This window comes from Rahnella sp. Larv3_ips (assembly GCF_003697865.1).
Taxonomy (GTDB): domain Bacteria; phylum Pseudomonadota; class Gammaproteobacteria; order Enterobacterales; family Enterobacteriaceae; genus Rahnella; species Rahnella rivi.
In genome coordinates this window covers 1,153,817-1,179,941 of record NZ_MJIB01000004.1, presented here as the reverse complement: position 1 = coordinate 1,179,941, position 26,125 = coordinate 1,153,817, and the positions used below count along the sequence as shown (strand labels likewise).

26 protein-coding genes and 1 pseudogene are annotated in these 26,125 nt (G+C 53.5%); 14 read left to right on the top strand and 13 right to left on the bottom strand.

Annotated elements, in window-relative coordinates:
• Positions 1-20 precede the first annotated feature (20 nt).
• Positions 21-641, top strand: a complete 621-nt coding sequence (locus ED901_RS07670) for an L-threonylcarbamoyladenylate synthase (protein ID WP_056780712.1) — start codon at positions 21-23, stop codon at positions 639-641.
• A gap of 699 nt (positions 642-1,340) precedes the next feature.
• Positions 1,341-2,231, top strand: a complete 891-nt coding sequence (rluB, locus tag ED901_RS07665; RefSeq protein WP_183848129.1) for a 23S rRNA pseudouridine(2605) synthase RluB — start codon at positions 1,341-1,343, stop codon at positions 2,229-2,231.
• Between the two features lie 98 nt (positions 2,232-2,329).
• Here the strand turns inward: rluB and cobO are convergent, their stop codons facing one another.
• Together cobO and ED901_RS07655 are read right to left on the bottom strand one after the other, a co-directional pair.
• Positions 2,330-2,920 (bottom strand): cob(I)yrinic acid a,c-diamide adenosyltransferase, encoded by a 591-nt coding sequence (gene cobO, locus ED901_RS07660; RefSeq protein WP_056780705.1) that lies wholly within the window; start codon positions 2,918-2,920, stop codon positions 2,330-2,332.
• Between the two features lie 38 nt (positions 2,921-2,958).
• The gene (locus ED901_RS07655; protein ID WP_056780701.1) at positions 2,959-3,720 is read right to left on the bottom strand and encodes a YciK family oxidoreductase; all 762 of its coding nucleotides are present in this window, start codon (positions 3,718-3,720) and stop codon (positions 2,959-2,961) included.
• A 358-nt stretch (positions 3,721-4,078) separates the two neighbouring features.
• On the opposite strand from ED901_RS07655, the gene sohB reads away from it, so the two are divergent.
• Positions 4,079-5,122, top strand: coding sequence for a protease SohB (sohB, locus tag ED901_RS07650; RefSeq protein WP_122095508.1), 1,044 nt, complete (start codon positions 4,079-4,081; stop codon positions 5,120-5,122).
• 93 nt (positions 5,123-5,215) lie between these two features.
• Here sohB and ED901_RS07645 read toward each other — a convergent pair whose 3' ends face one another.
• Positions 5,216-5,467 carry a YciN family protein gene (locus tag ED901_RS07645; RefSeq protein ID WP_056780695.1) on the bottom strand — a complete coding sequence of 84 codons (252 nt, stop codon included), beginning with the start codon at positions 5,465-5,467 and terminating at the stop codon, positions 5,216-5,218.
• 461 nt (positions 5,468-5,928) lie between these two features.
• Here ED901_RS07645 and topA point away from each other — a divergent pair, with 461 nt between their 5' ends.
• From topA to acnA, 3 genes are all read left to right on the top strand, one after another.
• Positions 5,929-8,526 (top strand): type I DNA topoisomerase, encoded by a 2,598-nt coding sequence (gene topA / locus ED901_RS07640; RefSeq protein ID WP_122095507.1) that lies wholly within the window; start codon positions 5,929-5,931, stop codon positions 8,524-8,526.
• Between the two features lie 363 nt (positions 8,527-8,889).
• Positions 8,890-9,864, top strand: coding sequence for an HTH-type transcriptional regulator CysB (cysB, locus tag ED901_RS07635; protein ID WP_056780687.1), 975 nt, complete (start codon positions 8,890-8,892; stop codon positions 9,862-9,864).
• Positions 9,865-10,056: 192 nt separating this feature from the next.
• Positions 10,057-12,732, top strand: a complete 2,676-nt coding sequence (acnA, locus tag ED901_RS07630) for an aconitate hydratase AcnA (protein ID WP_122095506.1) — start codon at positions 10,057-10,059, stop codon at positions 12,730-12,732.
• Between the two features lie 81 nt (positions 12,733-12,813).
• Here the strand turns inward: acnA and ribA are convergent, their stop codons facing one another.
• Positions 12,814-13,419 (bottom strand): GTP cyclohydrolase II, encoded by a 606-nt coding sequence (ribA, locus tag ED901_RS07625; RefSeq protein WP_056780679.1) that lies wholly within the window; start codon positions 13,417-13,419, stop codon positions 12,814-12,816.
• Between the two features lie 297 nt (positions 13,420-13,716).
• Here ribA and pgpB point away from each other — a divergent pair, with 297 nt between their 5' ends.
• From pgpB to lapB, 3 genes are all read left to right on the top strand, one after another.
• Complete coding sequence (gene pgpB / locus ED901_RS07620) at positions 13,717-14,472, top strand: phosphatidylglycerophosphatase B (protein WP_122095505.1); 756 nt, start codon at positions 13,717-13,719, stop codon at positions 14,470-14,472.
• A gap of 265 nt (positions 14,473-14,737) precedes the next feature.
• Positions 14,738-15,049 (top strand): LapA family protein, encoded by a 312-nt coding sequence (locus ED901_RS07615; RefSeq protein ID WP_056781019.1) that lies wholly within the window; start codon positions 14,738-14,740, stop codon positions 15,047-15,049.
• 6 nt (positions 15,050-15,055) lie between these two features.
• On the top strand, positions 15,056-16,225 hold the full coding sequence (gene lapB / locus ED901_RS07610; protein WP_056780671.1) for a lipopolysaccharide assembly protein LapB: 1,170 nt from the start codon (positions 15,056-15,058) through the stop codon (positions 16,223-16,225).
• A 75-nt stretch (positions 16,226-16,300) separates the two neighbouring features.
• Here lapB and ED901_RS07605 read toward each other — a convergent pair whose 3' ends face one another.
• On the bottom strand, positions 16,301-16,588 hold the full coding sequence (locus ED901_RS07605) for a hypothetical protein (RefSeq protein ID WP_056780668.1): 288 nt from the start codon (positions 16,586-16,588) through the stop codon (positions 16,301-16,303).
• A 191-nt stretch (positions 16,589-16,779) separates the two neighbouring features.
• On the opposite strand from ED901_RS07605, the gene pyrF reads away from it, so the two are divergent.
• Positions 16,780-17,508 carry an orotidine-5'-phosphate decarboxylase gene (gene pyrF, locus ED901_RS07600; RefSeq protein ID WP_056780663.1) on the top strand — a complete coding sequence of 243 codons (729 nt, stop codon included), beginning with the start codon at positions 16,780-16,782 and terminating at the stop codon, positions 17,506-17,508.
• A 12-nt stretch (positions 17,509-17,520) separates the two neighbouring features.
• The gene (yciH, locus tag ED901_RS07595; protein WP_056780660.1) at positions 17,521-17,850 is read left to right on the top strand and encodes a stress response translation initiation inhibitor YciH; all 330 of its coding nucleotides are present in this window, start codon (positions 17,521-17,523) and stop codon (positions 17,848-17,850) included.
• Positions 17,851-17,920: 70 nt separating this feature from the next.
• Here the strand turns inward: yciH and osmB are convergent, their stop codons facing one another.
• The gene (gene osmB, locus ED901_RS07590) at positions 17,921-18,139 is read right to left on the bottom strand and encodes an osmotically-inducible lipoprotein OsmB (RefSeq protein ID WP_056780657.1); all 219 of its coding nucleotides are present in this window, start codon (positions 18,137-18,139) and stop codon (positions 17,921-17,923) included.
• 401 nt (positions 18,140-18,540) lie between these two features.
• Here osmB and araD point away from each other — a divergent pair, with 401 nt between their 5' ends.
• A complete protein-coding gene (gene araD, locus ED901_RS07585) occupies positions 18,541-19,236 on the top strand; it encodes an L-ribulose-5-phosphate 4-epimerase (RefSeq protein WP_122095504.1) in 696 nt (231 codons plus the stop codon).
• A 12-nt stretch (positions 19,237-19,248) separates the two neighbouring features.
• Here araD and ED901_RS07580 read toward each other — a convergent pair whose 3' ends face one another.
• From ED901_RS07580 to ED901_RS07555, 6 genes and pseudogenes are all read right to left on the bottom strand, one after another.
• Entirely contained in the window at positions 19,249-19,992 is a 744-nt protein-coding gene (locus tag ED901_RS07580; RefSeq protein WP_122095503.1) for a DNA-binding transcriptional regulator YciT, read from the bottom strand.
• A gap of 60 nt (positions 19,993-20,052) precedes the next feature.
• A pseudogene (locus ED901_RS07575) lies at positions 20,053-20,739 on the bottom strand (glycine radical domain-containing protein); the annotation flags it as partial.
• A 94-nt stretch (positions 20,740-20,833) separates the two neighbouring features.
• On the bottom strand, positions 20,834-21,253 hold the full coding sequence (locus ED901_RS07570) for a hypothetical protein (RefSeq protein WP_122095502.1): 420 nt from the start codon (positions 21,251-21,253) through the stop codon (positions 20,834-20,836).
• On the bottom strand, positions 21,250-21,651 hold the full coding sequence (locus ED901_RS07565) for a hypothetical protein (protein WP_122095501.1): 402 nt from the start codon (positions 21,649-21,651) through the stop codon (positions 21,250-21,252). Before ED901_RS07565 ends, ED901_RS07570 begins: the two co-directional genes overlap by 4 nt.
• The gene (locus tag ED901_RS07560; protein WP_122095500.1) at positions 21,641-21,910 is read right to left on the bottom strand and encodes a hypothetical protein; all 270 of its coding nucleotides are present in this window, start codon (positions 21,908-21,910) and stop codon (positions 21,641-21,643) included. The genes ED901_RS07565 and ED901_RS07560 overlap by 11 nt, the downstream gene beginning before the upstream one ends.
• Before the next feature lie 62 nt (positions 21,911-21,972).
• Positions 21,973-22,473: a hypothetical protein gene (locus ED901_RS07555; RefSeq protein WP_162997826.1), complete on the bottom strand. Its 501-nt coding sequence runs from the start codon at positions 22,471-22,473 to the stop codon at positions 21,973-21,975.
• 156 nt (positions 22,474-22,629) lie between these two features.
• Between ED901_RS07555 and fsa the strand changes: the two genes are divergently transcribed.
• Together fsa and kdgT are read left to right on the top strand one after the other, a co-directional pair.
• The gene (gene fsa / locus ED901_RS07550; RefSeq protein WP_056780627.1) at positions 22,630-23,295 is read left to right on the top strand and encodes a fructose-6-phosphate aldolase; all 666 of its coding nucleotides are present in this window, start codon (positions 22,630-22,632) and stop codon (positions 23,293-23,295) included.
• 261 nt (positions 23,296-23,556) lie between these two features.
• Positions 23,557-24,552: a 2-keto-3-deoxygluconate transporter gene (gene kdgT, locus ED901_RS07545; protein WP_122095498.1), complete on the top strand. Its 996-nt coding sequence runs from the start codon at positions 23,557-23,559 to the stop codon at positions 24,550-24,552.
• A gap of 45 nt (positions 24,553-24,597) precedes the next feature.
• On the opposite strand, the gene lsrK is transcribed toward kdgT, so the two are convergent.
• The coding region (gene lsrK / locus ED901_RS07540) for an autoinducer-2 kinase (RefSeq protein ID WP_122095497.1) at positions 24,598-26,125 on the bottom strand (1,528 nt) is incomplete at its 5' end.

The following is a 26,125-nucleotide window of genomic DNA, read 5'->3' as shown; positions in this document are numbered from 1 at the left end:
ATAAAGAGTGAGAGGATCCAATGAGTCAATATTTCTATATTCACCCCGAAAATCCGCAGCCGCGCCTGATCAGTCAGGCGGTAGAGCTGCTGCGTAAAGGTCAGGTCATTGTCTATCCGACCGATTCCGGTTACGCCCTGGGTTGTCGTCTGGAAGAAAAAAATGCGATGGAGCGGATTTGCCGGATCCGTCAGTTAGACAGCAATCACAATTTCACACTGGTATGCCGCGATTTGTCCGAGCTTTCGACGTATGCCTATGTCGATAACGGCGCTTTCCGCCTGATGAAAAACAACACGCCGGGCAACTACACCTTCATTCTGAAAGCGACCAAAGAAGTGCCGCGCCGTCTGATGAGTGAAAAGCGCAAAACCATCGGTCTGCGCGTGCCCTCCAATCCTATCGCCATCGCCTTGCTCGACGCGCTGGGCGAACCGCTGATGTCCACCACGCTGATGATGCCGGGCAATGATTTTGCGGAATCTGATCCGGAAGACATCAAAGACCAGCTGGGCAAACTGGTGGATCTGGTTATTGATGGCGGTTCCATCGGCCAGCAACCGACCACGGTGATTGATCTGACCGAGTCGGTTCCGGAAGTGGTCCGCGAAGGGGCAGGCGATCCGACGCCTTTCCGCTAAGCATTTACGCGCTACTGGCTAAAAAATAATCACCCTGACAGCCCCCGAAGCATACAAATTGCAGATAATTGTGTATAATGGCGGGCTGACTTTTTGTAAGTCATTGTATTGATAAGTAATGCTGTCTGGCGATGTGTTTTATCTGTGCATGTGTCGAGTGATCCCGTGCAGAAATGAAGTTTCCGCGACAGTCCGCTTATCTCCCAAACTGAATTTTGACGGGCAGGCGATGTTCACATCGTGCTGGCCGCTCCCCCCGACGCCTGTGAAGGCGACAAATGAGGCTGCTCAATGAGCGAGAAGTATAATTCCCAGAAACACTCCAGTGACAGATCCAAACCGGCACGTTCACCAGGTGATAAGCCGAAAAGCGGCAGAAACTCCGGTGCAGCGAAAGCCCGTCCTGAACTGTCACGTGCTGAAAAACGCGGCGAAAAGCCACGTAGCGATAAACCTAACAGTGATAAACCCCGCAGCGACAAACCGCGTTCAGACAAACCACGTTCTGATGCCGGTCGCAGCGATTCACGTTCTGATTCCCGCATCGAAAAACCAGGTCGCGGCAAGACGCGTCCTGAAAATCCACGCGGCGAAAAACCTCGTGCGGTGAAACCACGCGCCGGCAAGCCAAAAGCTGAAACGCTGTTTGATGAAACCGGTGACGAAGACGAAGTGAAGTACCAGAAGCCGAAAAATGCGCTGGACAGCACCGAAGGGCAAAGCGAAAAGCTGCAAAAAGTGCTGGCACGTGCGGGCCACGGTTCGCGTCGTGAAGTGGAAGCGATGATCCAGGCCGGGCGCGTCAGCGTCGACGGTAAAATCTCTACGCTCGGCGACCGCGTTGAAGTCACCGGCGGCACAAAAATCCGTCTCGACGGCCACGTGCTGTCAGTGATGGAGTCCCAGGACACCGTGTGCCGCGTACTGGCGTACTACAAGCCGGAAGGCGAGTTGTGTACCCGCAGTGATCCTGAAGGCCGCCCGACCGTCTTCGACCGTCTGCCAAAAATGCGCGGTTCGCGCTGGATTGCCGTAGGCCGTCTTGATGTCAACACCTCGGGCTTGCTGCTGTTCACGACCGACGGTGAACTGGCAAACCGCCTGATGCACCCAAGCCGTGAAGTTGAACGTGAGTATGCGGTGCGTGTATTCGGTCAGATTGATGATGAAAAAATCAAACAGCTGAGCCGTGGCGTGCAGCTGGAAGACGGCCCTGCCGCTTTCCGCTCGATCAAATTCCAGGGTGGCGAAGGTCTTAACCAGTGGTACAACGTGACCCTGACAGAAGGCCGTAACCGTGAAGTGCGTCGCCTGTGGGAAGCCGTTGGCGTTCAGGTCAGCCGTCTGATCCGCGTTCGTTACGGTGATCTGAATCTGCCAAAAGGCCTGCCTCGAGGCGGCTATAAAGAGCTGGATCTTCCGGATATCAACTACCTGCGCACGCTGGTAGAAATGAACGAAGAAACCGTCAGCAAAATGCCGGTAGAACGTGACCGCCGCCGTGTGAAAGCCAACCAGATCCGTCGCGCCGTTAAGCGCCACACTCAGGTGGCTCCTGCACGTCGCAGTGCCCCGGCGAAAAGAGGCTAATCGCGACTTAGCGATATTGTTTCGAATCCGCTGAAGAACCGCAGTCACTGACTGCGGTTTTTTTTGATCTCCATTCAGGGAACTGACGAATACGCCTGTTACCAGTCGATTCCCTGTTGCGCCATAATTCCTGCATCAAAAGCATGTTTCACCGGGCGCAGTTCGCTGACGGTATCGGCCATTTCCAGCAAATCGCGATGGCAGCCCCGGCCGGTGATGATGACTGTCTGATGCGCCGGACGCGCATTCAGCGCATCCACCACGTCCTGCAATTCGAGATAGCCGAAACTGACCATGTACGTCAGCTCATCAAGCACCACCAGATCTAAAGACGCATCGGCAAGCATCCGCTTTCCGTGCTGCCATACGGCCTGACAGGCCTGCGTATCCGTCTCTTTGTTCTGGGTTTCCCAGGTAAAGCCGGTCGACATCACCTGAAACTCAACACCGTGCGGTTCGAGCAGGTTTTTTTCACCGTTCGGCCATTCCCCTTTGATGAACTGTATGACCGCAGCGCGCATCCCGTGACCGACGGCGCGGGTGACGGTGCCGAAGGCCGCCGTGGTTTTGCCTTTGCCGTTGCCGGTGAAAACAATCAAAATTCCGCGCTGCTCTTTCGCGGCATCAATGCGTGCATCGACCTGTTCTTTAAGCTTTTGCTGGCGCTGCTTGTGGCGATCTTCGGTCATGAAAGGCTCCGTTGTATATTCAGGGCATTCTGGCACGGCTATTCAGCAGGGCCTGCTTTGCGGCCTGGCTGGGCATCAAAACTCATGCCGGTTTTACGGCGGCTGTCGTCGCCCATCAGGTACAGATACAGCGGCATAATATCGGCAGGTGTCTTGAGCTTATCCTTGTTTTCATCCGGAAACGCCGAGGCACGCATACTGGTGCGCGTGCCGCCGGGGTTGATGCAGTTGACCCGCAGCCCGGTGTGCTTATGCTCTTCCGCCAGCACCTGCATCATCCCTTCGGTGGCAAACTTCGAGACGGCATAGGCGCCCCAGCCGCTGCGGCCTTCGCGCCCCACGCTTGAGGTGGTGAAGACCAGTGAAGAGCTGGCCGATTTCAGCAACAGCGGCAACAGCGCCTGCGTCAGCATGAAGGTGGCGTTCACGTTCACCTGCATCACGTTCATCCAGTCCTGCAAGTCGATGTCTGCCATCGGCGTGATCTCGGTGAGCAGCCCGGCGTTGTGCAGAACACCGTCGAGATGCGGTACCCACTGTGCAATCTGATCCGCAACGCGCTGGCAATCCTGCTGGCTGGCAGTGAGCAAATCAAGAGCATAAATGAAAGCGGGGCGCAGATTTCTCGCCGCAATCTCCTGCTGAACGCTGGCCAGTTTACTTTCTGTACGGCCAAGCAAAATCACCTGAGCGCCGAAGCGGGCATAGGTGAGGGCGGCTTCGCGGCCAATGCCGTCGCCTGCGCCGGTCACCAGAATAATGCGGTGATTGAGTAAGTCAGATTTCGGATGATAGTGCACGTTCTGTCCTCATAACGGGTCGGAATGTGGCGGCAAATGGCCGTCGTCACATGCGTCATTTGTAAAATCAAAACGCCGGAAGTGGGAGATATTGCGCTCAACCAGGATCCGGCATTTCGGCGGAATTAGGGTGTGTTTCAGGTGTGATCACCGGTTATATGCCTGAAATGAACATGAGTTTCAATGATTAACCGAAAAACAGACAGCTCTTTTGTAACAAAATTGGAACAGACGCGCATCCGTATTTACCTCTGGCTGACAATGTCACATTCCCGCAAGACGCCGGTTAAGCTATTGTCTAGAATGTTCAGCATCTTTATTACCACAGTTTTATTTGCACATTGAAAAGGCGGTTTGAGTGGATTTACTTTCTCTTTATGGGTTGTTTTTAGCCAAAGTCGTCACCGTTGTCATTGCCATCGGCGCACTGGTGGTCCTGGTGGTCGGGCTTCGTCAGCGTAAATCTCAGGGTAAAGGTGAGTTACAGCTGACAGACCTGGGTGAACAATATCGCGAGATGCAGCGTGAAATGCGCACTGCAAGGCTCAATCCTGCAGAGCAAAAACTGCGCGTAAAAGAGCTGAAGAAAAAGGATAAAGCAGAAGCCAGACAGAAGAAATTGCAGGCGAAAACCGGCGAAAGTCAACGCAAGCCTTGTCTGTATGTGCTCGATTTCAAAGGCAGTATGGATGCCCATGAAGTGACCTCGCTGCGTGAGGAAATTTCTGCGGTGATGGCCGTCGCCACGCCGGAAGATGAAGTGTTGTTACGTCTGGAAAGTCCCGGCGGTGTGGTCCACGGGTATGGCCTGGCGGCCTCGCAGTTAGTGCGTTTACGCCAGAGCGGCATCCGCCTGACGGTGGCGGTAGACAAAGTGGCGGCCAGCGGCGGTTATATGATGGCTTGCGTTGCCGATCGTATTGTCGCGGCACCTTTTGCGATCATCGGTTCCATCGGCGTGGTTGCGCAAATTCCTAACTTCAACCGCTTGCTGAAAAAGAATGATATCGACATCGAATTGCATACTGCTGGCGAATTCAAACGGACGCTGACCCTGCTGGGTGAAAACACCGAGGAAGGTCGCGAGAAATTCCGTGAAGATCTCAACGAAACGCATGTGCTGTTCAAAGATTTTGTGCACCAGAATCGCCCTTCACTGGACATTGATGCCGTGGCGACCGGTGAGCACTGGTTTGGCACGCAGGCGCGTGAAAAGGGGCTGATCGATGCCATCGGAACCAGTGATGATTTGCTGATTGCTGAAATGAAAAATCATGAGGTGATTGCAGTGCGTTACGCACGTCGCAAACGCATGATGGACCGGTTCACCGGCAGCGCGGCAGAAAGTGCCGATCGCCTGTTCCTGCGCTGGTTGCAGCGCAGTCAGAAACCGCTGCTGTAACCGAACATTCAATAATGAAAAAGGGACGAAAGTCCCTTTTTTTATCACTGTTTTTTATCGGTAAATCTTCAGACAATCCCGGTTGGTATTCACTTAATTTTCGAGATGGTATTTTTCTGAAAACAGATGTGCCAGATGTTTAAACATATTAAATACAGCCGTTGTTTTTCGGGTGGGTAAACCGTCGTCATCCATGAAGAATTCCCCGCGGAAAACCAGCACATTGCCTTTCTGCTCAACCTCTGTGGCGATCATTCCCTGCATGTAATCTTCATGTTCACGGATAACCTTATTCGCTTCGATCAGTAAAGCTTCACGACTAATTGCCGATGTATTTTCGTGCATGTTATTTACTCCCCACTATAATTTCTGACGATATTGTAATCCTGCTGATGATAAAACCGCAAATCCGCTGGGGTTAATCCTTTAAGTAAGTGGTCATGTTTTGCACAGTCAGGGGAAAAGTTTCGCCACTATATCGAAATGGAGGATTCGGTGTTAATTAGGTTGCGCAGCGATTTTTATCAGGTAGAGTGTGGGATTTTGTGGCTTCAGGTGGAATGTTTTGTTTACGCTTGGTCATTATTTGACGTGAAAACAGGCACAGTCCGCTGAACCCTGTCTGGTTAATCCCTCGCAGAATCAGTGTTTTGAACCTCTGGAAGTCAGATCGCTCGTTCTTTGAAAGAAATGAGTTGACGTTCTGACTCACTGCCGCAATATAAAAAAAGACATGATATTGTGCCGCGGCATAACTAGACAAAAACTTCTTCAGCTGATGAAGAATCATTCAGGTAAAGGTAATTATGGGCAAAGCTCTCGTAATAGTTGAGTCCCCGGCAAAAGCCAAAACGATTAATAAATATTTAGGAAATGACTACGTGGTTAAGTCCAGCGTCGGTCATATTCGTGATTTACCGACCAGTGGATCCGCTGCTAAAAAAACCGCCGTCTCAACCGAAGAAAAGCCAAAGAAAAAAGTAAAAAAGGATGAGAAAACTGCGCTGGTTAATCGCATGGGCGTCGATCCTTATCACGGCTGGGAAGCGCAATACGAAATACTTCCTGGCAAAGAAAAAGTGGTTGCCGAGTTAAAAGCGTTAGCCGAAAAAGCTGACCACATCTATCTCGCAACCGACCTTGACCGTGAAGGAGAGGCGATTGCCTGGCATTTGCGGGAAGTGATTGGCGGTGACGATAAACGTTTCAGCCGCGTGGTCTTTAACGAAATTACCAAGAACGCGATTCAGAACGCTTTTAAAGAACCGGGCGAACTGAATATTGATCGTGTTAATGCTCAGCAGGCGCGTCGTTTCATGGACCGCGTGGTGGGTTACATGGTGTCGCCACTGCTGTGGAAGAAGATTGCCCGCGGTTTATCCGCCGGTCGTGTTCAGTCCGTGGCGGTGCGTCTGGTGGTCGAGCGTGAAAAAGAAATTAAAGCGTTCGTGCCGGAAGAGTATTGGGAATTGCATGCAGATTTGCTGGCGAAGAAAGACACCGCGCTGCAAATGGAAGTCACGCATCATCTCGACAAACCGTTTAAGCCGGTTAATAAAGAACAAACTCACGCTGCGGTTTCGCTGCTTGAAAAAGCGCGCTACACGGTCGTCGATCGTGAAGATAAACCGACCAGCAGTAAGCCGGGTGCACCTTTTATTACGTCCACGTTGCAACAGGCTGCCAGCACGCGTCTGAGCTTCGGCGTGAAGAAAACCATGATGATGGCCCAGCGTCTGTATGAAGCCGGTCACATTACCTACATGCGTACCGACTCCACCAACCTGAGTCAGGATGCTGTAGAAATGGTTCGCGGCTACATCGGTGAGAATTTCGGTGATAAATACCTGCCGAAAGCGCCGTTGCAGTACAGCAACAAAGAGAATTCACAGGAAGCGCACGAAGCGATTCGTCCTTCTGACGTGGCCGTGGTGTCTGAACAACTGAAAGACATGGAAGCCGATGCCCAGCGTTTGTACCAGCTGATCTGGCGTCAGTTTGTTGCCTGCCAGATGACACCGGCGCAATACGATTCTTCCACGCTGACGGTGAAAGCGGGCGATTACTCCCTGCGCGCCAAAGGCCGTACTTTGCGTTTCGACGGTTGGACGAAAGTCATGCCAGCGCTGCGTAAAGGCGACGAAGACCGCATTCTGCCTGCTATTGAAGTCGGCACCGACCTTGATCTGCAACAGCTGCTGCCCACTCAGCACTTCACCAAACCGCCTGCGCGTTTCAGCGAAGCGTCACTGGTAAAAGAGCTGGAAAAACGTGGCATTGGCCGTCCGTCTACCTATGCGTCGATCATTTCGACCATCCAGGATCGCGGCTATGTTCACGTTGAAAACCGCCGTTTCTACGCTGAGAAAATGGGTGAAATCGTCACAGATCGTCTGGAGCAAAACTTCCGCGAACTGATGAACTATGATTTCACCGCGCGCATGGAAGATGGTCTGGATCAGGTGGCCAACAACAAAGCTGAGTGGAAAGCCGTGCTCGACGAATTCTTCACCGAATTCAGCAAGCAGCTGGAAACCGCAGAAAAGGATCCTGAAGAAGGCGGTATGCGCCCGAACCAGATGATCCTGACCAGCATTGAGTGCCCGACCTGTGGCCGCCCGATGGGTATCCGTACCGCCAGCACCGGGGTGTTCCTCGGCTGTTCCGGTTACGCATTGCCGCCGAAAGAACGCTGCAAAACCACCATCAACCTGATCGCGGATGCCGAAGTGCTCAACGTGCTGGAAGGGGATGAGGCAGAAGCCAATGCGCTGCGTGCGAAACGTCGTTGTGGCAAATGTGGCACTGCGATGGACAGCTACCTGATCGACAACCAGCGCAAGCTGCACGTCTGCGGTAACAACCCGGAATGTGACGGTTACGAAATCGAGCAGGGCGAATTCCGCATCAAGGGCTATGACGGCCCGATCGTTGAGTGCGAGAAATGTGGTTCTGAAATGCACCTGAAAATGGGACGTTTCGGTAAGTACATGGGTTGTACCAATGACGAGTGCAAAAACACCCGTAAGATCCTGCGTAACGGTGACGTTGCACCGCCGAAAGAAGATCCGGTTCCGCTGCCTGAGTTGCCGTGTGAGAAATCAGACGCCTACTTCGTTCTGCGTGACGGCGCTGCCGGTGTGTTCCTCGCGGCCAATACTTTCCCGAAATCGCGCGAAACCCGTGCGCCGCTGGTGGAAGAGCTGAAGCGCTTTAAAGATCGCTTGCCGGAGAAACTGAGTTATCTTGCGGATGCGCCTGTCGCTGACCCGGAAGGCAACAAATCGATGGTACGTTTCAGCCGCAAAACTAAGCAGCAGTACGTGTCTTCGGAAAAAGACGGCAAAGCCACTGGCTGGACAGCGTTCTTCGTTGACGGCAAATGGGTGGAAGGCAAAAAGTAATGATTGCCGTTAGCCCGCCTGTCAGGCGATAACTCATTGTTACTCTTTTGTGAAAAACCAGTCCTCCGGGCTGGTTTTTTTATTGCATTCAGATCTATCATCGACAGGTTTCTGACCACTTTCTTCTCAGGCTTATGCTGTCTGCGTTAATCCTTATGTTATCTGGCTATACAACGTGTTAATTCTTGATATAATTGTTATATAAAATTTATTTTTATTCACAATAGTAATAAGCTAATGCGTCTGCCTCATAAAAAGGCGCGTTTACAGACTTCGGGCATTCAATAAAAATCATTTCCAGTCTGTTCAGCCGGCAGGCGAACAGGGATGGTGACAGGGTTTGAAACCAGGGTGGTATGAGATATGAAATTGCAGCAACTGCGCTACATCGTAGAGGTTGTTAATCACAATCTGAACGTCAGTTCGACGGCAGAAGGCCTGTACACGTCGCAGCCAGGGATCAGCAAACAAGTCAGAATGCTGGAAGATGAGCTCGGTATTCAGATCTTCTCCCGCAGCGGAAAACACCTGACGCAGGTCACACCGGCAGGGCAGGAAATCATCCGTATCGCCCGCGAAGTGTTGTCCAAAGTCGATGCGATCAAGGCCGTGGCCGGTGAGCATACCTATCCTGACAAGGGATCGTTGTATGTCGCCACCACGCACACGCAGGCACGCTACGCCTTGCCGAACGTGATTAAAGGCTTTATCGAGCGTTACCCGCGCGTTTCACTGCATATGCATCAGGGATCTCCGACGCAAATCGCGGAGGCCGTTTCAAAGGGCAACGCGGATTTCGCCATTGCTACCGAAGCGCTGCACCTGTACGACGATCTGATCATGTTGCCTTGCTATCACTGGAATCGCGCGGTGGTGGTTCAGCCCGATCATCCGCTGGCGGGTAAAGAGAAGGTCACCATTGAAGAGCTGGCGGCCTATCCCATTGTCACTTATACCTTCGGTTTTACCGGTCGCTCGGAACTCGATACCGCGTTTAACCGCGCCGGTCTGACGCCAAAAATTGTGTTCACCGCCACTGATGCGGACGTGATCAAAACCTACGTGCGGCTGGGGTTGGGCGTGGGCGTAATAGCCAGTATGGCGGTCGATCCGGTTCAGGATCCGGATCTGGTGACCGTAGATGCGCGGGATATTTTCACCTACAGCACCACCAAAATTGGTTTCCGCCGCAGCACGTTCCTGCGCAGCTACATGTACGATTTCATCCAGCGCTTTGCACCGCATCTGACGCGTGACGTGGTGGATACCGCGATTGCCCTGCGCTCGAATGAAGATATCGAAGAGATGTTCAAAGACATCAAATTACCGACGAAATAATTCCGCCACGGTTTCTGATCTAAAACGTCCCGCGCCATCTTCTGATGACGCGGGATTTTTTTTATCGGATGATCCGTTTGAGCTGTTATCAAAATGTTAACAATAATATGTGTTATCTTTATATATGCACTTATAAGCCAGCGGGTTATTCCTCTTTCGCCCAGCTGGTGCTGTGAAGCATAAGGAGAAGCTATGTCGTCCGATATTCGTAACAGAAGTCTGGATAAGCTGGCAGTCCAGGGTAAGGAGTTCCACTACTACAGTCTGCCACTTGCCGCCAAAACGCTGGGTGATATTCAGCGCCTGCCTAAATCTCTTAAAGTCCTGCTCGAAAATCTGCTGCGCCACGTTGACGGTGACACTGTCACGGAAAATGATTTGCTGCAGCTGGTGGAATGGCAAAAAACCGGCCACGCCGACCGCGAAATTGCTTACCGTCCGGCTCGCGTTCTGATGCAGGATTTCACCGGGGTACCCGCCGTGGTGGATCTTGCCGCAATGCGTCAGGCCGTTAAACGCCTCGGTGGGAATGTCGATCAGGTGAATCCGTTATCGCCGGTCGATCTGGTTATCGATCACTCGGTGACCGTGGATGAGTTTGGCGATGAAGAGGCGTTTGATGAAAACGTCCGGCTGGAAATGGAGCGCAATAACGAGCGTTATCAGTTCCTGCGCTGGGGTCAAAAAGCCTTTAACCGTTTCCGTGTGGTGCCGCCGGGCACCGGTATTTGTCACCAGGTCAATCTGGAGTATCTCGGTCAGACCGTCTGGCATGAAGAACAGAATGGCAAAACGGTGGCTTATCCCGATACGCTGGTCGGCACCGACTCCCACACTACCATGATCAACGGCCTGGGCATTCTGGGCTGGGGTTGCGGCGGTATCGAGGCTGAGGCGGCGATGCTCGGACAGCCGGTTTCCATGCTGATCCCGGACGTGGTGGGCTTCAGGCTGACGGGAAAACTGCGTGAAGGGATTACCGCAACCGATCTGGTGTTAACCGTCACGCAGATGCTACGTAAACATGGCGTGGTGGGTAAATTCGTTGAATTCTTTGGCGACGGTCTGGCCGATCTGCCGCTGGCGGATCGCGCCACCATTGCCAATATGTCGCCTGAGTTTGGTGCAACCTGCGGGTTCTTCCCGGTGGATGACGTCACCCTCGGCTACATGAAACTCAGTGGCCGCAGCGATGAACAAATCGAACTGGTGAAAGCCTATTCACAGGCGCAGGGCTTATGGCGCAATGCCGGTGATGAGCCGGTGTTCACCAGCACACTGGCGCTGGACATGGGCGATGTCGTGCCGAGTCTGGCCGGTCCGAAACGTCCGCAAGACCGCGTTGCGCTGCCGGATGTGCCAAAAGCCTTCAAAGCCGCCACCGAACTGGAACTGGGCAATAACAAGCCGGGGCATACCGACAAAGAAAGTTTCACTCTTGATGGTCAGCATTACTCGCTGGACACCGGCGCGGTGGTCATTGCGGCAATCACCTCTTGTACCAACACCTCCAACCCGAGCGTACTGATGGCGGCCGGGCTGCTGGCCAAAAATGCCGCTGAAAAAGGGCTGACCAGTAAACCCTGGGTGAAAACTTCGCTGGCACCGGGCTCTAAAGTGGTGACCGATTATCTGAATGCCGCCGGGCTGATGCCGTATCTGGAAAAACTGCGCTTCAATCTGGTGGGTTATGGCTGTACCACCTGTATCGGTAACTCCGGCCCGCTGCCTGAGCCTGTTGAATCCGCCATCAAAAGCGGTGATTTAACGGTGGGGGCTGTGCTGTCGGGTAACCGTAATTTCGAGGGGCGCATCCATCCGCTGATTAAAACTAACTGGCTGGCATCGCCGCCGCTGGTGGTGGCTTACGCGCTGGCCGGGAACATGAACGTCAATCTGACGACCGATCCGCTCGGTGAAGATCAGCAGGGTCAGCCGGTTTATCTGAAAGACATCTGGCCAACGGCGGCGGAAATCGCACTTGCCGTCGGGCAGGTCACGACGGAAATGTTCCACAAAGAGTATGCCGAAGTGTTCAACGGCGACGCCAGCTGGCAGGCGATTCAGGTTGAAGGGACGCCAACTTACACCTGGCAGGAGGACTCCACCTATATCCGCCATCCGCCGTTCTTCAGTGACATGAAGGCTGAACCGGATGCCGTGGAGGATATTAAAGACGCACGCATTCTGGCGATTCTGGCGGATTCCGTTACCACCGATCACATCTCACCGGCCGGGAACATCAAAATCGACAGTCCGGCGGGACTGTATCTGAAAAACCACGGTGTCGAACCGAAAGCCTTTAACTCGTACGGCTCCCGACGCGGTAACCATGAAGTGATGATGCGCGGAACGTTTGCCAACATCCGTATCCGCAACGAAATGGTGCCGGGCGTGGAGGGCGGTTATACGCGCCACATCCCGTCGCAGGAACAGCTGGCCATATACGACGCAGCGATGCGCTATCAGCATGAAAGCGTGCCGACGGCGGTGATTGCCGGCAAAGAGTATGGTTCCGGCTCCAGCCGTGACTGGGCAGCGAAGGGGCCGCGCCTGCTGGGCGTGCGCGTGGTGATTGCCGAATCCTTTGAGCGGATCCACCGTTCGAACCTGATCGGCATGGGCATTTTACCGCTCGAGTTCCCGCAGGGCGTGACGCGCAAAACGCTGAAACTGACCGGCGACGAGCAGATCAGCATCAGCGGGCTGCAAACGCTGAAACCGGGGCAGGAGGTGCCGGTGCAGATCGCGTTCGCTGACGGCCAGACGCAAACTATCAACGCACGCTGCCGTATCGATACCGGCAACGAACTGACCTATTTCCAGAACGGCGGCATTCTGCATTACGTGATCCGAAAAATGTTGTGATGGGTAAAATGCGTTAATACTGCGTTTTCTGCATAAAAAAGGGCACCTTCATAAGGTGCCCTTAATATTTGCCGGTCAGAATTACTTGTGGCGCAGATCGTTATCGAGCAGATGGCCCATTTTGGCTGCTTTGGTCGATAAATAACGCTCGTTTTCCGGGTTACGCCCGACGACCAGCGGAACGCGTTCGACGATGTTGATCCCGGCTTCTGTCAGAATTTCGACTTTTTTCGGATTGTTGGTCAGCAGGCGGACCGAATCAACACCCAGCAATTTGAACATGTCGGCGCACAGCGTGAAGTCACGTTCATCGGCGGCAAAACCGAGCTGGTGGTTGGCTTCGACGGTGTCGTAGCCTTTGTCCTGCAGGGCGTAAGCGCGGATTTTGTTCAGCAAACCGATGTTACGGCCTTCCTGACGGTGATACATCAGAATGCCGCGACCTTCTTCGGCGATGTCGTTTAACGCTGCTTCGAGCTGAAAACCGCAGTCGCAGCGCAGGCTGAAGAGGGCATCGCCCGTCAGGCATTCAGAGTGAACGCGTGCCAGAACGGGCGTTTCACCACTGATGTCACCAAAAACTAACGCCAGGTGGTCATGCCCGGTGGCCAATTCTTCAAAACCCACCATCAGGAAATCACCCCAAGGTGTCGGCAGATTGGCTTCTGCCACCCGTTTCAGCTGCATTTTACGCTCCAAAAAAAACACAAATTGTCTTCATTTACAGTGAGTATTTTACTTATTGATGCGCATCCTACGTGCGGATGCGGTGTCAGGATAGGGAATCGGTGCCTTTCCTTCACAACAGGGCACCATTTTGCCACAGTTTGACCTGCGCATTGACGGGAATATTTGAACAAATAGTTCATAACTTATGAACTATAACAGTAACCTCAACAACCCGGATTTAAGGAATGTGCAAGAATTACAACATTGCTACACTTCTACTCTTTTACGCATTTTACGAAAACAGAAAGGACGACTATGTTTGATATCGCCAAACGCACCGCCCTCGGGGCACTTCTTCTGCTTATCATGCCAGCGGCGGTGTGGGTCAGTGGCTGGCTATGGACCCCCGGTGGCAATCCGGCGATTTTACTCCCGCTCTACTGGGTGACCGAAACCGTCAGCCAGCCCTGGGGCGTGTTGACCACGGTTATTCTGTGCGGCTGGTTCTTATGGTGCCTGCGTTTTCGTCTCAAAGCGGCAATCGGGCTGGTGCTGATGATTTCTGTGGCGCTGCTGATCGGCCAGTCCACCAAGACGTACATCAAAAAGGAAGTGCGTGAGCCACGCCCTTACGTGGCCTGGCTGGGCACTAATCATCAGATGAACGTTGAAGAATTTTACGGCCTGAAACGCAAGGCGCGCAGCCAGCAGGTGAAAGAACTGCTCGGCGATAACGTCCAGATCCCGCACTGGCTGAACAGAAGCTGGCAGAAAGATACCGGTTACGCGTTCCCGTCCGGCCATACCATGTTTGCTGCCACCTGGGCGTTACTGGGTATCGGGCTATTGTGGCGCCGTAAACACTACAAGACGGTGACCGCGCTGATGGTGTGGTCGGTGGTGGTGATGGGCAGCCGGCTGATGCTGGGCATGCACTGGCCGCGCGATTTGATTGCCTCGGTAGGGATCAGTTGGCTGCTGGTGACGCTGGCCTGCTGGCTGACCGACCGTTACATCGGTCCGCTGACGCCGCCACCGGCAGAAGATCAGGACATCGCAGAGCGCGACTGAGGAGGTTTTCACGCGCACAGCATTTCTGAAAAGAGGGGGGCTTTTACCGTTCCCCTTTGATTTCACGCAGATCGTCCCCATATCACTGATATGTTGTTTTCACCGGTTCACGTCGCCGATCGCAAAAGTCGTGCGATCTTCAGACAGTTACTCTTTTAACCCTCTGCAATGTTTCCCAGCTTTGTGCAGAAATGCTAACTTATTAGGTCGGGACGAGAGTTTTTGGCATAATTCATCCGGTACACCCGGCATTACAGGAATGAATGTGAAATATCTGCTGATTTTTTTATTTTTACTGGTCATCGTGGTGATTTCCATCACGTTAGGCGCGCATAACGATCAAACTGTGACCTTCAACTATTTGCTGGCGCAGGGTGACTATCGCGTATCGACGCTGCTCGCCGTGCTGTTTGCGACCGGTTTCATTCTGGGATGGGTCATCTGCGGATTGTTTTACCTTCGTGTACGCCTTTCACTTGGCCGTGCTCAGCGCAAAATCAAACGTCTGGAACTGCAAATCGAACCCGTGGCTGTCGTGACGCCGCCTGCAGCATCTTATGATGTCAGCAAGGAATAATCCTTTATGTTAGAGCTGCTGTTTCTGTTGTTGCCCGTTGCGGCCGCCTATGGCTGGTACATGGGGCGCAGAAGTTCTCAGCAGGACAAACAGGAAAATGCTAACCGCCTGTCGCGTGAATACGTTGCCGGGGTTAACTTCCTGCTTTCCAATCAGCAGGATAAAGCGGTCGATCTGTTCCTCGAAATGTTGAAAGAGGACAGCAGTACGGTCGAAGCGCACCTGACTCTGGGTAACCTGTTCCGCTCCCGTGGCGAAGTCGATCGCGCGATCCGTATCCACCAGTCCCTGATGGAAAGCGCCTCGCTGACGTTCGAACAACGTCTGCTGGCCGTGCAACAACTGGGTCGTGACTACATGACCGCCGGTTTTTACGATCGCGCTGAGGACATGTTCAACCAGCTGGTGAAAGAGCAGGATTTCCAGCTTTTCGCGCTCGAGCAGCTCCTGATCATTCATCAGGCCACCAGCGACTGGCAGAACGCCATCGATGTGGCCGAACGTCTGGTGAAACTGGGTAAAGAAAACCGTCGCAAAGAGATCGCGCATTTCTGGTGCGAACTGGCCTTGCAGGCAATGGTGTCGGACGATTTTGATAAAGCCACCGGCCTGCTGAAGAAAGCTGCGCAGGCCGACAAACTTTGCGCCCGCGTGTCGATCATGCAGGGTCGGATTCTGATGGCGCAGGGCGATTACCGCAAAGCCGCCGATGCGTTACAGCGGGTGCTTGAGCAGGACAAAGAAGTGGTCAGCGAAGCGCTGCCGATGCTGCAGGAGTGCTATCAGAATTTACAGGATACGCTGGCCTGGGCGGAGTTTCTCAAACGCTGTGTGGATGAGAATACCGGTGCCACGGCTGAACTGATGTTGGCGGAAATCATTCATCAGGAAGAAGGGCGTGAAGTGGCGCAGAACTACATCAACCGCCAGCTTCAGCGCCACCCGACCATGCGCGTGTTCCACCATCTGATGGATTACCATCTGGCGGATGCGGAAGAGGGGCGAGCGAAAGAAAGTCTGGGATTACTGCGGGATATGGTCGGCGAACAGATCCGCACCAAGCCGCGTTACCGTTGCCATAAATGCGGCTTTACCGCGCATTCGTTGTACTGGCATTGCCCGTCGTGTCGTGGCTGGGCAACCATAAAACCTATTCGCGGGCTGGACGGGCAGTAGCGATATAAACGCAACATAATGGTTTTAAACGGGCAATAACCTTATTGCCCGTTTTTATGTCGGTCAGACCTGAATTTACTTCTTCTTGCTGCTCGCTTTACGGGCGCTGATCAGCGTACGTAATTTCTTGATTTCTTTGGCCGTCAGCGCCGGCTCAGACTCTTCCGCCAGATGCTGATTATCAATGTCATGTTCTGTCGCTTTCGCGGCTTTCTTGCCTTTATGCGCTTCCGGATTAAAACTTGCCTCCAGACGTGCGGCGACTTCTGCACTGAGTGAATGTTCTGCGTCTGCAGCTGCGTTCTTGATCAGCTCTTTTAATTCCACCGGAATTTTTACGGTCAGGGTCGTTATCTCACTCATTTTTCTGCCTTTCCTTCGTGTAAAAGTAACAAGCTAAGCCAGCCTTGTGACATCGTCTAGTGATTAACAAAAATTTAATAAAAGTGTCACATTAGGCATAGCTGTAAATTCAGCGTCTTGCCATGTAAAATGCGGGCGGCAGAAATTAAGCTTTCCCTTCCAGATTTGATAACTCACAAGAGGCTGAAGACATGAAGTCAGAAAATAAGATTAACAACAACGACTTAAATTCCTCACCTATTGTTGTCGCCCTCGATTATGCCGATAAATCTGCGGCGCTCGCCTTTGCAGATAAAATCGATCCCCGTGATTGCCGTCTGAAAATCGGCAAAGAGATGTTCACTCACTTCGGGCCGCAGATGGTCAAAGATTTGCAGTCGCGCGGATTCGACGTATTTCTGGATCTGAAATTCCACGATATTCCTAACACCACGGCCCACGCGGTGGCCGCGGCTGCCGATCTCGGCGTATGGATGGTCAATGTGCACGCCAGCGGTGGCGCGCGCATGATGACGGCGGCAAAAGAAGCGCTGGCCCCCTTTGGTAAAGACGCGCCACTGCTGATTGCCGTGACGGTTCTGACCAGCATGGAAGGCAGCGATCTCGCCGATTTAGGCATTACCCTTTCTCCGGCGGATTACGCAGAGCGTCTGGCTCGCCTGACCCGTGACTGCGGCCTGGATGGCGTGGTCTGTTCCGCGCAGGAAGCCACGCGCTTTAAAAGCGCGCTGGGCAGTGCATTCCAGCTGGTCACGCCGGGGATCCGTCCTGCCGGCAGCAAAGCTGACGATCAGCGCCGGGTGATGACGCCGCAGGAAGCAATGGCGGCCGGAGTGGATTATATGGTGATTGGTCGTCCGATCACCCAATCCGCCGATCCGGCGCAGACCCTGCGTGAAATCCGTGATTCATTGCGTTAAGCAGAGGCTGATATGAACAACGACAACAACAGTCGCCTGGTCTATTCAACAGACAGCGGCAGGATTGATGAACCGAAAGCGGCAGTCGTTCGCCCGAAAGGCGATGGCATTGTGCGCATTCAGCGTCAGACCAGTGGCCGTAAAGGGAAGGGCGTGTGCCTGATCACCGGCGTTGATCTCGATGACGCAGCGCTGGACAAACTGGCGGCGGAATTAAAGAAGAAGTGCGGCTGTGGTGGTTCAGTGAAAGACGGTGTGATTGAGATCCAGGGCGATAAACGCGATCTGCTCAAACAATTGCTCGAAGCGAAGGGAATGAAAGTCAAACTGGCGGGCGGCTGATTAACCCTGAAGGTGATGAGATGCTGCGCCGGTCAACAGCGCAGCCTCTTTCTGTTTTTTGACTCTGTTTTTATTTGCTAACCTGATGACCCACAATACCACCGACTGCTGCGCCACCTAATGTACCTAACGTACTGCCATCAGTCAGAACCGCACCACCCAGTGCACCGGCACCGGCACCAATTGCCGTGTTACGGTCACGTTTAGACCAGTTACCGCAGGCGGTAACAGACATCGCAAGAGTCAGAACCAGTGCAATACTGGCAACGCGTTTATTTACGAGCATCATAGTTATCTTCCTCAAAGGATTAACGTTCAGCATCATTTATAAGTATAGGTAAGTTGCAGCGTTCTCACCGAAATTCACCTTGTATTCCTTCACGCTACTTACAAATTCTCTGGCTGTTCCGAACCTTTATTCATAATTCGTATCATCCGGACGCACTTTTGCATCCGTTGAATTAAAATAGTGAAATTACCATTCATTCACTAGGTGAATAATCTTAATTCACCAGTGCACTGCGTGAGCGGAGCACAAAAGACTAAAGGGCGGTGAGATTTCATCCAAATCTGTCCCTGCGGGCACTTTTGTGTTTGCAGCAGAACTGTACGCACTCTTTAGCGATTTCCCCCATACCTGCCACCTCCTGCCGCCGAGACAATAGGTCATCGACAGACGAGGGAACCAACATGCTGAAACAACTGAAAGAGCAGGTACTGGAGGCCAACCTGGCACTGCCTCGCCATCATCTGGTGACCTTCACCTGGGGAAATGTCAGCGCGGTAGATCGCCAGCAGGGGCTGATGGTCATCAAGCCGTCCGGCGTGGAATACGAAAACATGGGTGTGGATGACATGGTGGTGGTGGAGCTGGAATCCGGCAAAGTGGTTGAAGGCAATAAAAAGCCCTCATCCGATACCGATACCCACCGGGTGTTATACCTGAATTTCCCGCAGGCGGGCGGCATCGTGCATACCCATTCGCGCCATGCCACCATCTGGGCGCAGGCAGGCATTGATATTCCGGCATGGGGCACCACGCACGCGGATTATTTTTACGGCAATATTCCCTGCACGCGCCTGATGACCGAAGCAGAAATTGCCGGGCGTTACGAATGGGAAACCGGAGAGGTGATCGTGAAAACGTTCGCCGAACGCAACCTGTCACCGGCGGATATCCCGGCCGTGCTGGTGCATTCTCACGGGCCGTTCACCTGGGGGAAAGATGCAGATAACGCGGTGCACAATGCGGTCGTGCTGGAAGAAATCGCCTACATGGGCATCTTTTCCCGCCAGCTGACGCCGCAGCTGCCAGACATGCAGCCGCAGTTACTGGATAAACATTATTTACGCAAACACGGCAAGAATGCCTATTACGGTCAGTGAGACAGGATGAAGTCAGCCGACCAGGCTGACTTTTACCCCTGAAAGCGCAAGTTGTTGCTGAAAGTCTTCCGGCAGTTTGTCATCTGTGATCACCCGGCTGAAGGCATTGACCGGCCCGAGCGGATTGAGGTTAATCTGGCCGAACTTCGACGAGTCCGTCAGCACAATGTTTTCAGCGCCTTTCGCTATCACCGCATTGACAATATCCGCCCGCAACATATCTCTGCCGGTAAATCCGGTGGCCTCAGTAAACCCGTCAATGCCGACAAATGCCTTGCTGAAATTGGTCTGTTGCAGACACATTTTGGTCAGCGGGCCGACCACCGTTTGGCTGGTTTTCTGATACATTCCGCCGAGTAACACCACCTCGCACGGCATACTTTTCAGCAGTGACGCCACATAGCTGCTGACGGTGATCACCGTCAGATTCTTCTTGTCGGAAAGGTACTGTGCCAGCAGGGCAATGCTGCTGCCGCTTTCAAAAAAAACCGTTTCACCGTCGCGGATTAACGATGCCGCGAACCTGGCCAGTTTTTGTTTCTGGGCGAAATTCGACATCATGCGGGTATCCACGTCGTCGGTCTGAATGGCGACGGCAAAGCCGTGCGCACGACGCAGATAATCACGCTGCTCCAGCTGGGTCAGATCATGACGGATGGTCACTTCCGACACCTGACAAATCTCCGACAACTCACTGACGCTGATCCGCTGTTTATCGTTTACCCATTGCAGAATAACTTGTTGTCTGTCGTTCATAATCGTCCGAAATACGGGCGGCCACAGCCGCCCCGATAAAGGTAAATTCAGAGGTGAACATCAAAGCGTATGTTCAGTGCGCGCAATAATATCATCCTGCGCCTCAGGCGATAAAGCCGTAAAGAACGCGGAATAACCGGCAACGCGCACCACCAGATCGCGGTAGTTTTGCGGCTCTTCGCGTGCCCTGAGCAGCGTCTCGCGGGAGACAATGTTGTACTGCACGTGCCAGCCACGATGTTCCTCAAAGAAGGTGCGCAGCATCAGCATTAACGTCTGGCGGTCGCCTTCATTGTCCAGCGAGGCCGGATTCAGTTTCTGGTTCAGCAACACCCCGCCCAGTATTGCTGCGGTCGGCAATTTACCCAGCGAATTAAACACCGCCGTCGGCCCGAGATGGTCGGTGCCCGATGCCGGGCTCGCGCCTTCTGCCAGCGGAGTGTACGCCTTTCTTCCGTCTGGTGTTGCGGGAGTGGCCGCACCAAAGGGCACGTTGGCAGAAATCGACGAGGTCCCCGCGTAGTAGGTGCCGCCAGTCGGGCCACGGCCAAAACGGGTGTTGTGATAATTTGCCAGTTCATCGATGTAACACTGATAGGCGCGCACCAGCAGCTGGTCCACGTCATCATGATCGTTGCCGTATTTTTCCGCGCCGTTAATCAGACGCTGACGCAGACGCTCACCGTCCAGCCCCTCATAGTCCGATGCCAGCGCATTGGCCAGTTGCTGCTGGCCAATCACACCCTGTAGTGTTTTTTGCATCTGTCATTTCAACATCTGAACGACGCCATTCACGACAATGTAAAGGGGGGGCTTCTGGTGCTGTACTGTGTTCAGGTGCTTATACTTCAGCAGCCTTCTTCACCTCCTGCGCAACGTGCTGCTGATGTTCATGCTCAAGTGCAGACTCTATGAGTGGATGAGGTGCGACTGAGAGACTCACCGCATGATTCCATAACCGCTGAAGTTCTTGAATAGCAGGATCAGCCGATTTGGCAATCTTCACCATGTGATAGTGATACCGCAATTTACCCTTCGCGTTACGCTCCCCCAGAGTTTCCCGATAGTTCCAGAAAAAGCAGGTGTCTCGACACATCACTCGCCACGCCTGGGCAAGTGTCATCTTTGGCTTTACAGGTGGCTTTGCCTTCTTCATGGCAGCAGCCTGTGCCGCACGTCTTGCAATCTCCCTGTCACGTGTCACCGGATCCATTGCATCAAGAATTTCTTGCTGGCGCTGTTTCTTCAATCTGCAGCTCACTTGATCACCTCACATTCGAGATAGTTCATAATGTGGTCATTCTTGTTGATAATCAAACGTGCCCATGAACCACTCACCACGAGGGACACATACCCATTACCGGCGATGTCTGACAGGGTGTAGCTGACAGCTTTCTCTGACGTGAAGACTGAAAATCTGTCATACGGTAATTCGGTCATTGCGTACTGCACGGAGTGTTTGCTGAAGTCCACGAACACCACACCTTCAAATTGTGCATCTGCAATCTTTGAGTGACACTGAAGACTCAACCCACCGCTAAGCTGTTTCAGGTAGTAGGCGTCTGATCGCTCATAGCCGTAATCAGTCCCTTTCTTGAATGCGGTGACCAGAGCCACCACAAACAGGACGATGATCAGCACCCAAAGTTTACGATTCATGGTCAGACAGTTTTTCGATCATGCTGTCCACAGCGTAGTAAGTTAGGCCACCAATGATGACCACTGCACCGATCCCACCTACCATACCCAGACCAAGACCCAGAGCAGCCAGACCCGATGTGATACCAGAGGCTGACAGTCCCGCCACGCTTCCCGCACCCGATACAGCAATAACTGGTGTAGCGACCGCTGAAACTGCTGCACCAGATTTCTTGACCAATTTCTGACCCATCTCAACCAAATCATTTGTATTGAACATTTTTCATCCAACCTCTAATAAATTTCTGAAATCATACCGCTATGAAATTACGTTGATTTGATTTACTGCAAATCTGCATCGGATTCTGTGGCGTTATCGTTATCAGAAAGGGTGACGTTCCTTAAGCGATCCGTTTCGATGGTCACAGAATCATCTTCCTCGAAAGCTGACGCATCTGGGACAAGGTACTGATCGCCATTGTCCAGAGTGATAACTTTTGCACGGTCTGCTTTCTCGTAGCACAGTTCACGGAAAGGTTTAATCAGTAAAAACAGGGCAGCTTGAAGGGTAGGGAACTGGTCACCGGTTACTGTGACAATGTATGAATGGTTACTGTGCAGCACGTTCCTCACAAGACGGCCTGAGTGACGTATCTCTGTAACAGTGCCCAACGTAGAAGCTGAAGCGGTGATCTCTTCAACAGTGGCAACCTCAGCGGCAAACTCTGCTTTGAATTCTTCCAACCAGCGGGACAGTTTGGTGAACATCTCTTGTTGCGCTTTGGCTGACTGGTGGCGGGGAATGTCCCACTGTGACAACTCACCTGCAAAGGAGAACTGCACAGCGTGTTTTACCTACTGAGAAGCCGGTGCGATGGTCAGCAGACGCGCATACTCTTTATGAGTTTCAGAGAAAGTTTAAATGGTTAAGTTTCATTGCGCTTGCAGGCGTACACTCTCAGAACTTTGCATTCGCTCACAGGTTTCAAGGAGAGGGTTATGGAGCTGTATCTCGATACTGCCGATGTCATTGCGGTAAAACGTCTTTCACGCATTCTGCCGTTACAGGGAGTGACCACCAATCCGAGTATTGTGGCGAAAGAGGGGAAATCGCTGTGGGACGTACTGCCCGCACTGCGTGATGCGCTGGGCGGCACCGGGAAATTATTTGCGCAGGTGATGGCGTCAGATGCCGAGCAAATGGTCGCTGAAGCTCTGTTACTTTCACAGCGGGTATCGGGTTTAGTGGTGAAAATACCGGTCACGCGGGAAGGCCTGGCGGCGATTAAAAAGCTGAAAGGGATGAACATTCCGACGCTCGGCACGGCGGTTTACGGTGCGGGTCAGGGATTGTTATCGGCGCTGGCCGGTGCGGAATATGTTGCGCCTTATGTGAACCGGGTAGACGCGCAGGGCGGTGACGGCATCGCGATGGTCAAAGAGTTACAGACGCTTCTCACCCTCCATGCACCGCAGTCCAAAGTGCTGGCGGCGAGTTTCAGAACGCCGCGTCAGGCGATGGATTGTTTGCTGGCAGGCTGCCAGTCGATCACTCTGCCGGTGGACGTGGCTGAACAGCTGCTCAACACGCCTGCGGTCGAAGCGGCCATAGAAAAGTTTGACGCAGACTGGCGGCAGGCCTTCGGCACCACGTCCCTCGGCTGATTTTCCCTTCGTTTCACCCCCGCCCGCACAGGTCACTGTTGCGGGTTTTTTTGTTTCCATAGGTTAAGAATTTTCGTACAAAAAAGCTGGAAATGTGATTTCGCGCCGAAATTAATTATTGACGAACGCCATTAATGAAACTGCTGATCTAAAAAATAGAAACATCGTTTCATTTTATGATTGCGGTCAATTTTATAAGCCTGATGAATGGATAACGTAGCGGCATAACGTCATCCAATACTTTTATATCAGGTGGAAAATATGCACATTAAAAGAGCGATAGAAAGAATCCCCGGCGGCATGATGTTGGTGCCTCTGTTCATCGGCGCGCTGTGTCACACCTTTGCCCCTGACTCGGGGAAATATTTCGGTTCCTTCACCAACGGGCTGATGACCGGCACGGTGCCTATTCTGGCGGTCTGGTTCTTCTGCATGGGTGCCTCCATCAAAATCAGCGCGACCGGTACCGTACTGCGTAAATCCGGCACGCTGGTTATCACCAAAATCGCCGTTGCCTGGATTGTGGCGGCAATAGCCTCGCGCTTTATGCCGGAAAACGGCGTCGAGTTTGGCTTCTTCGCCGGGCTGTCGGTGCTGGCGCTGGTGGCGTCGATGGACATGACCAACGGCGGCTTGTACGCCTCGGTGATGGAGCAATACGGCACGAAAGAAGAGGCGAGCGCCTTTGTGCTGATGTCGCTGGAATCTGGCCCGCTGATGACCATGATCATTCTCGGCACGGCGGGTATCGCCTCTTTTGAACCGCACGTCTTTGTCGGTGCCGTTCTGCCCTTCCTGATTGGTTTTGGCCTGGGGAATCTGGATCCTGAACTGCGTGAATTCTTCGGCAAAGCGATTAAAACGCTGATCCCGTTCTTTGGTTTTGCACTCGGTTGCACCATCAATCTGACCGTGATTGCACAGACAGGTCTGCTGGGTATTCTGCTGGGTCTTTCGGTGATTGTCGTGACCGGTATCCCGCTGATGCTGGCAGATAAATTTATCGGAGGAGGTGACGGGACCGCCGGTATCGCCGCCTCCAGCTCCGCCGGTGCGGCAGTGGCAACGCCCGTGCTGATTGCTGAAATGGTGCCGGAATTCAAAGCCGTCGCCCCGGCTGCCACGGCGCTTGTCGCCACCTCGGTGATTGTGACCTCGATTCTGGTCCCGATCCTGACGGCCATGTGGTCGAAAAAAATGAAAGGAAGAGCAGCAAAACAGAGCGTTAAGCTGGAGACGGTGGCGCGAATTAAATAAGCAGAAACAAAGGGGGGCGTTCAGTTCCCCCTTTATCACCCCGGTTTATAACCCCGGCGCTTTCCACATCGACGTCGTCAAATGCCGGTCAACCAGCCCCAGTTGATCGGCATACACTTCCTGCCAGTTGGCTTTCTGCACCAGATATTTTGCATGATTCGCCACATCCGGCTGATATTCCCGCTCCCAGCGCACCAGGGCTTCGCCGGTATCCGCGAGAGAGGCATACACCCCGGCAGCCACACCTGCCGCAATCGCGCAGCCCAGCGCCGTAGCTTCTTTTACCACCGGCACATTCACCGGCACGCCGGTAACGTCACTTAAAATCTGACACCACAATTTCCCCTTCGAACCGCCACCGGAAAACACCAGTGATTTGGCGCGCACGCCTGAAAAAGCGGCGATCATGTCAAGATTACAGGCCGAGACGATAGCGGCGTTTTCTTCCAGTGCGCGGAACAACGTCGGTTTGTTGCATTTTTCAGGGTCGATGGAGAGATTGATGAACGACGGCGCGGCGTGATACCAGTTTTTGAAATGCATCGCATCAGAGAACACCGGCGTCACGCCCCACGAACCGACCGGCACGCGAGCGGCCATGTCTTCCAGCAGGCTGTAAGTGTCCACGCCCAGGCGCTGCGCCAGGGTTTTCTCTTCGGTGCAGAACGCATCACGGAACCAGCGCATGGTCAGGCCGGTGAAAAAGCTGATGGATTCCGCCTGCGCCATGCCGGGGATGACGTGCGGATTCACGCGGATATTCATCTCAGGGTCGGTCACCGGCTGGGGTAAATTGACGATTTGCTGCCAGAACGTGCCGCCGAGTACGGCGGTCTGGCCGGGGCGCACCAGCCCGAGGCCGAGCGTGCCGAGCTGCGCATCGCCGCCGCCCATGCCGACCGGCGTACCCGCTTTCAGCCCGCAGGCATCGGCGGCGCTGGCGGTGACGAAGCCGAGGCGGGTGCCGGTTTCAGCCACCGGCGACAGCATATCGGCACGCAGACCGGCCATGTCCAGCAGCTCAGGCCGCCAGTTACGGGTGGTGAGATCTAACATCCCGGTGGTGCCGGCGTTTGACGGGTCAACCGCCAGTTCGCCGCTGAGCATATACGCCAGCCAGTCGCTGATCATCGTGATGGTGGCGGCCTGACGGTAGATATCCGGGCGATGATGAGCCAGCCACAGCAAACGCGGCATGGCGCTGAGTGCCAGCGTCTGGCCGGAACATTCATAGACTTCGCGTTCAAATTCAAAATCGTGGATTTCTTTCAGTTCGGAGACTTCGCGGCTGGCGCGCGCATCCACGTTGGCGCAGGCCCAGATCGGGGCCCCGGATTTGTCATACAGCACAATGCCTTCGCGCATCGAACAGGCGGCAACCGCGCGGATGGCGGAGGCGGGGAGATGTGCTTCCTGCAATGCCTGACGGATACACTGGCAGGCCAGCTGCCAGTTTTTTTGCAGATCAAATTCCATCGAGCCGGGCACATCCGGCACCGCCAGATGGATCCACTCGGCCTGTCCGGCGGCTATCTGTTCGCCTTCGAGATTGAAAATCACCGCGCGGACACTG

Excerpts from the sequence above, each read along its gene's own strand:
- ED901_RS07670 (WP_056780712.1), top strand. The coding sequence starts at position 21 with ATGAGTCAATATTTCTATATTCACCCCGAAAATCCGCAGCCGCGCCTG.
- cobO (WP_056780705.1), bottom strand. The coding sequence starts at position 2,920 with ATGACCGAAGATCGCCACAAGCAGCGCCAGCAAAAGCTTAAAGAACAG.
- ED901_RS07645 (WP_056780695.1), bottom strand. The coding sequence starts at position 5,467 with ATGCACGAAAATACATCGGCAATTAGTCGTGAAGCTTTACTGATCGAA.
- topA (WP_122095507.1), top strand. The coding sequence starts at position 5,929 with ATGGGCAAAGCTCTCGTAATAGTTGAGTCCCCGGCAAAAGCCAAAACG.
- cysB (WP_056780687.1), top strand. The coding sequence starts at position 8,890 with ATGAAATTGCAGCAACTGCGCTACATCGTAGAGGTTGTTAATCACAAT.
- acnA (WP_122095506.1), top strand. The coding sequence starts at position 10,057 with ATGTCGTCCGATATTCGTAACAGAAGTCTGGATAAGCTGGCAGTCCAG.
- ribA (WP_056780679.1), bottom strand. The coding sequence starts at position 13,419 with ATGCAGCTGAAACGGGTGGCAGAAGCCAATCTGCCGACACCTTGGGGT.
- pgpB (WP_122095505.1), top strand. The coding sequence starts at position 13,717 with ATGTTTGATATCGCCAAACGCACCGCCCTCGGGGCACTTCTTCTGCTT.
- lapB (WP_056780671.1), top strand. The coding sequence starts at position 15,056 with ATGTTAGAGCTGCTGTTTCTGTTGTTGCCCGTTGCGGCCGCCTATGGC.
- ED901_RS07605 (WP_056780668.1), bottom strand. The coding sequence starts at position 16,588 with ATGAGTGAGATAACGACCCTGACCGTAAAAATTCCGGTGGAATTAAAA.
- pyrF (WP_056780663.1), top strand. The coding sequence starts at position 16,780 with ATGAAGTCAGAAAATAAGATTAACAACAACGACTTAAATTCCTCACCT.
- yciH (WP_056780660.1), top strand. The coding sequence starts at position 17,521 with ATGAACAACGACAACAACAGTCGCCTGGTCTATTCAACAGACAGCGGC.
- osmB (WP_056780657.1), bottom strand. The coding sequence starts at position 18,139 with ATGATGCTCGTAAATAAACGCGTTGCCAGTATTGCACTGGTTCTGACT.
- araD (WP_122095504.1), top strand. The coding sequence starts at position 18,541 with ATGCTGAAACAACTGAAAGAGCAGGTACTGGAGGCCAACCTGGCACTG.
- ED901_RS07580 (WP_122095503.1), bottom strand. The coding sequence starts at position 19,992 with ATGAACGACAGACAACAAGTTATTCTGCAATGGGTAAACGATAAACAG.
- ED901_RS07565 (WP_122095501.1), bottom strand. The coding sequence starts at position 21,651 with ATGAATCGTAAACTTTGGGTGCTGATCATCGTCCTGTTTGTGGTGGCT.
- ED901_RS07560 (WP_122095500.1), bottom strand. The coding sequence starts at position 21,910 with ATGTTCAATACAAATGATTTGGTTGAGATGGGTCAGAAATTGGTCAAG.
- fsa (WP_056780627.1), top strand. The coding sequence starts at position 22,630 with ATGGAGCTGTATCTCGATACTGCCGATGTCATTGCGGTAAAACGTCTT.
- kdgT (WP_122095498.1), top strand. The coding sequence starts at position 23,557 with ATGCACATTAAAAGAGCGATAGAAAGAATCCCCGGCGGCATGATGTTG.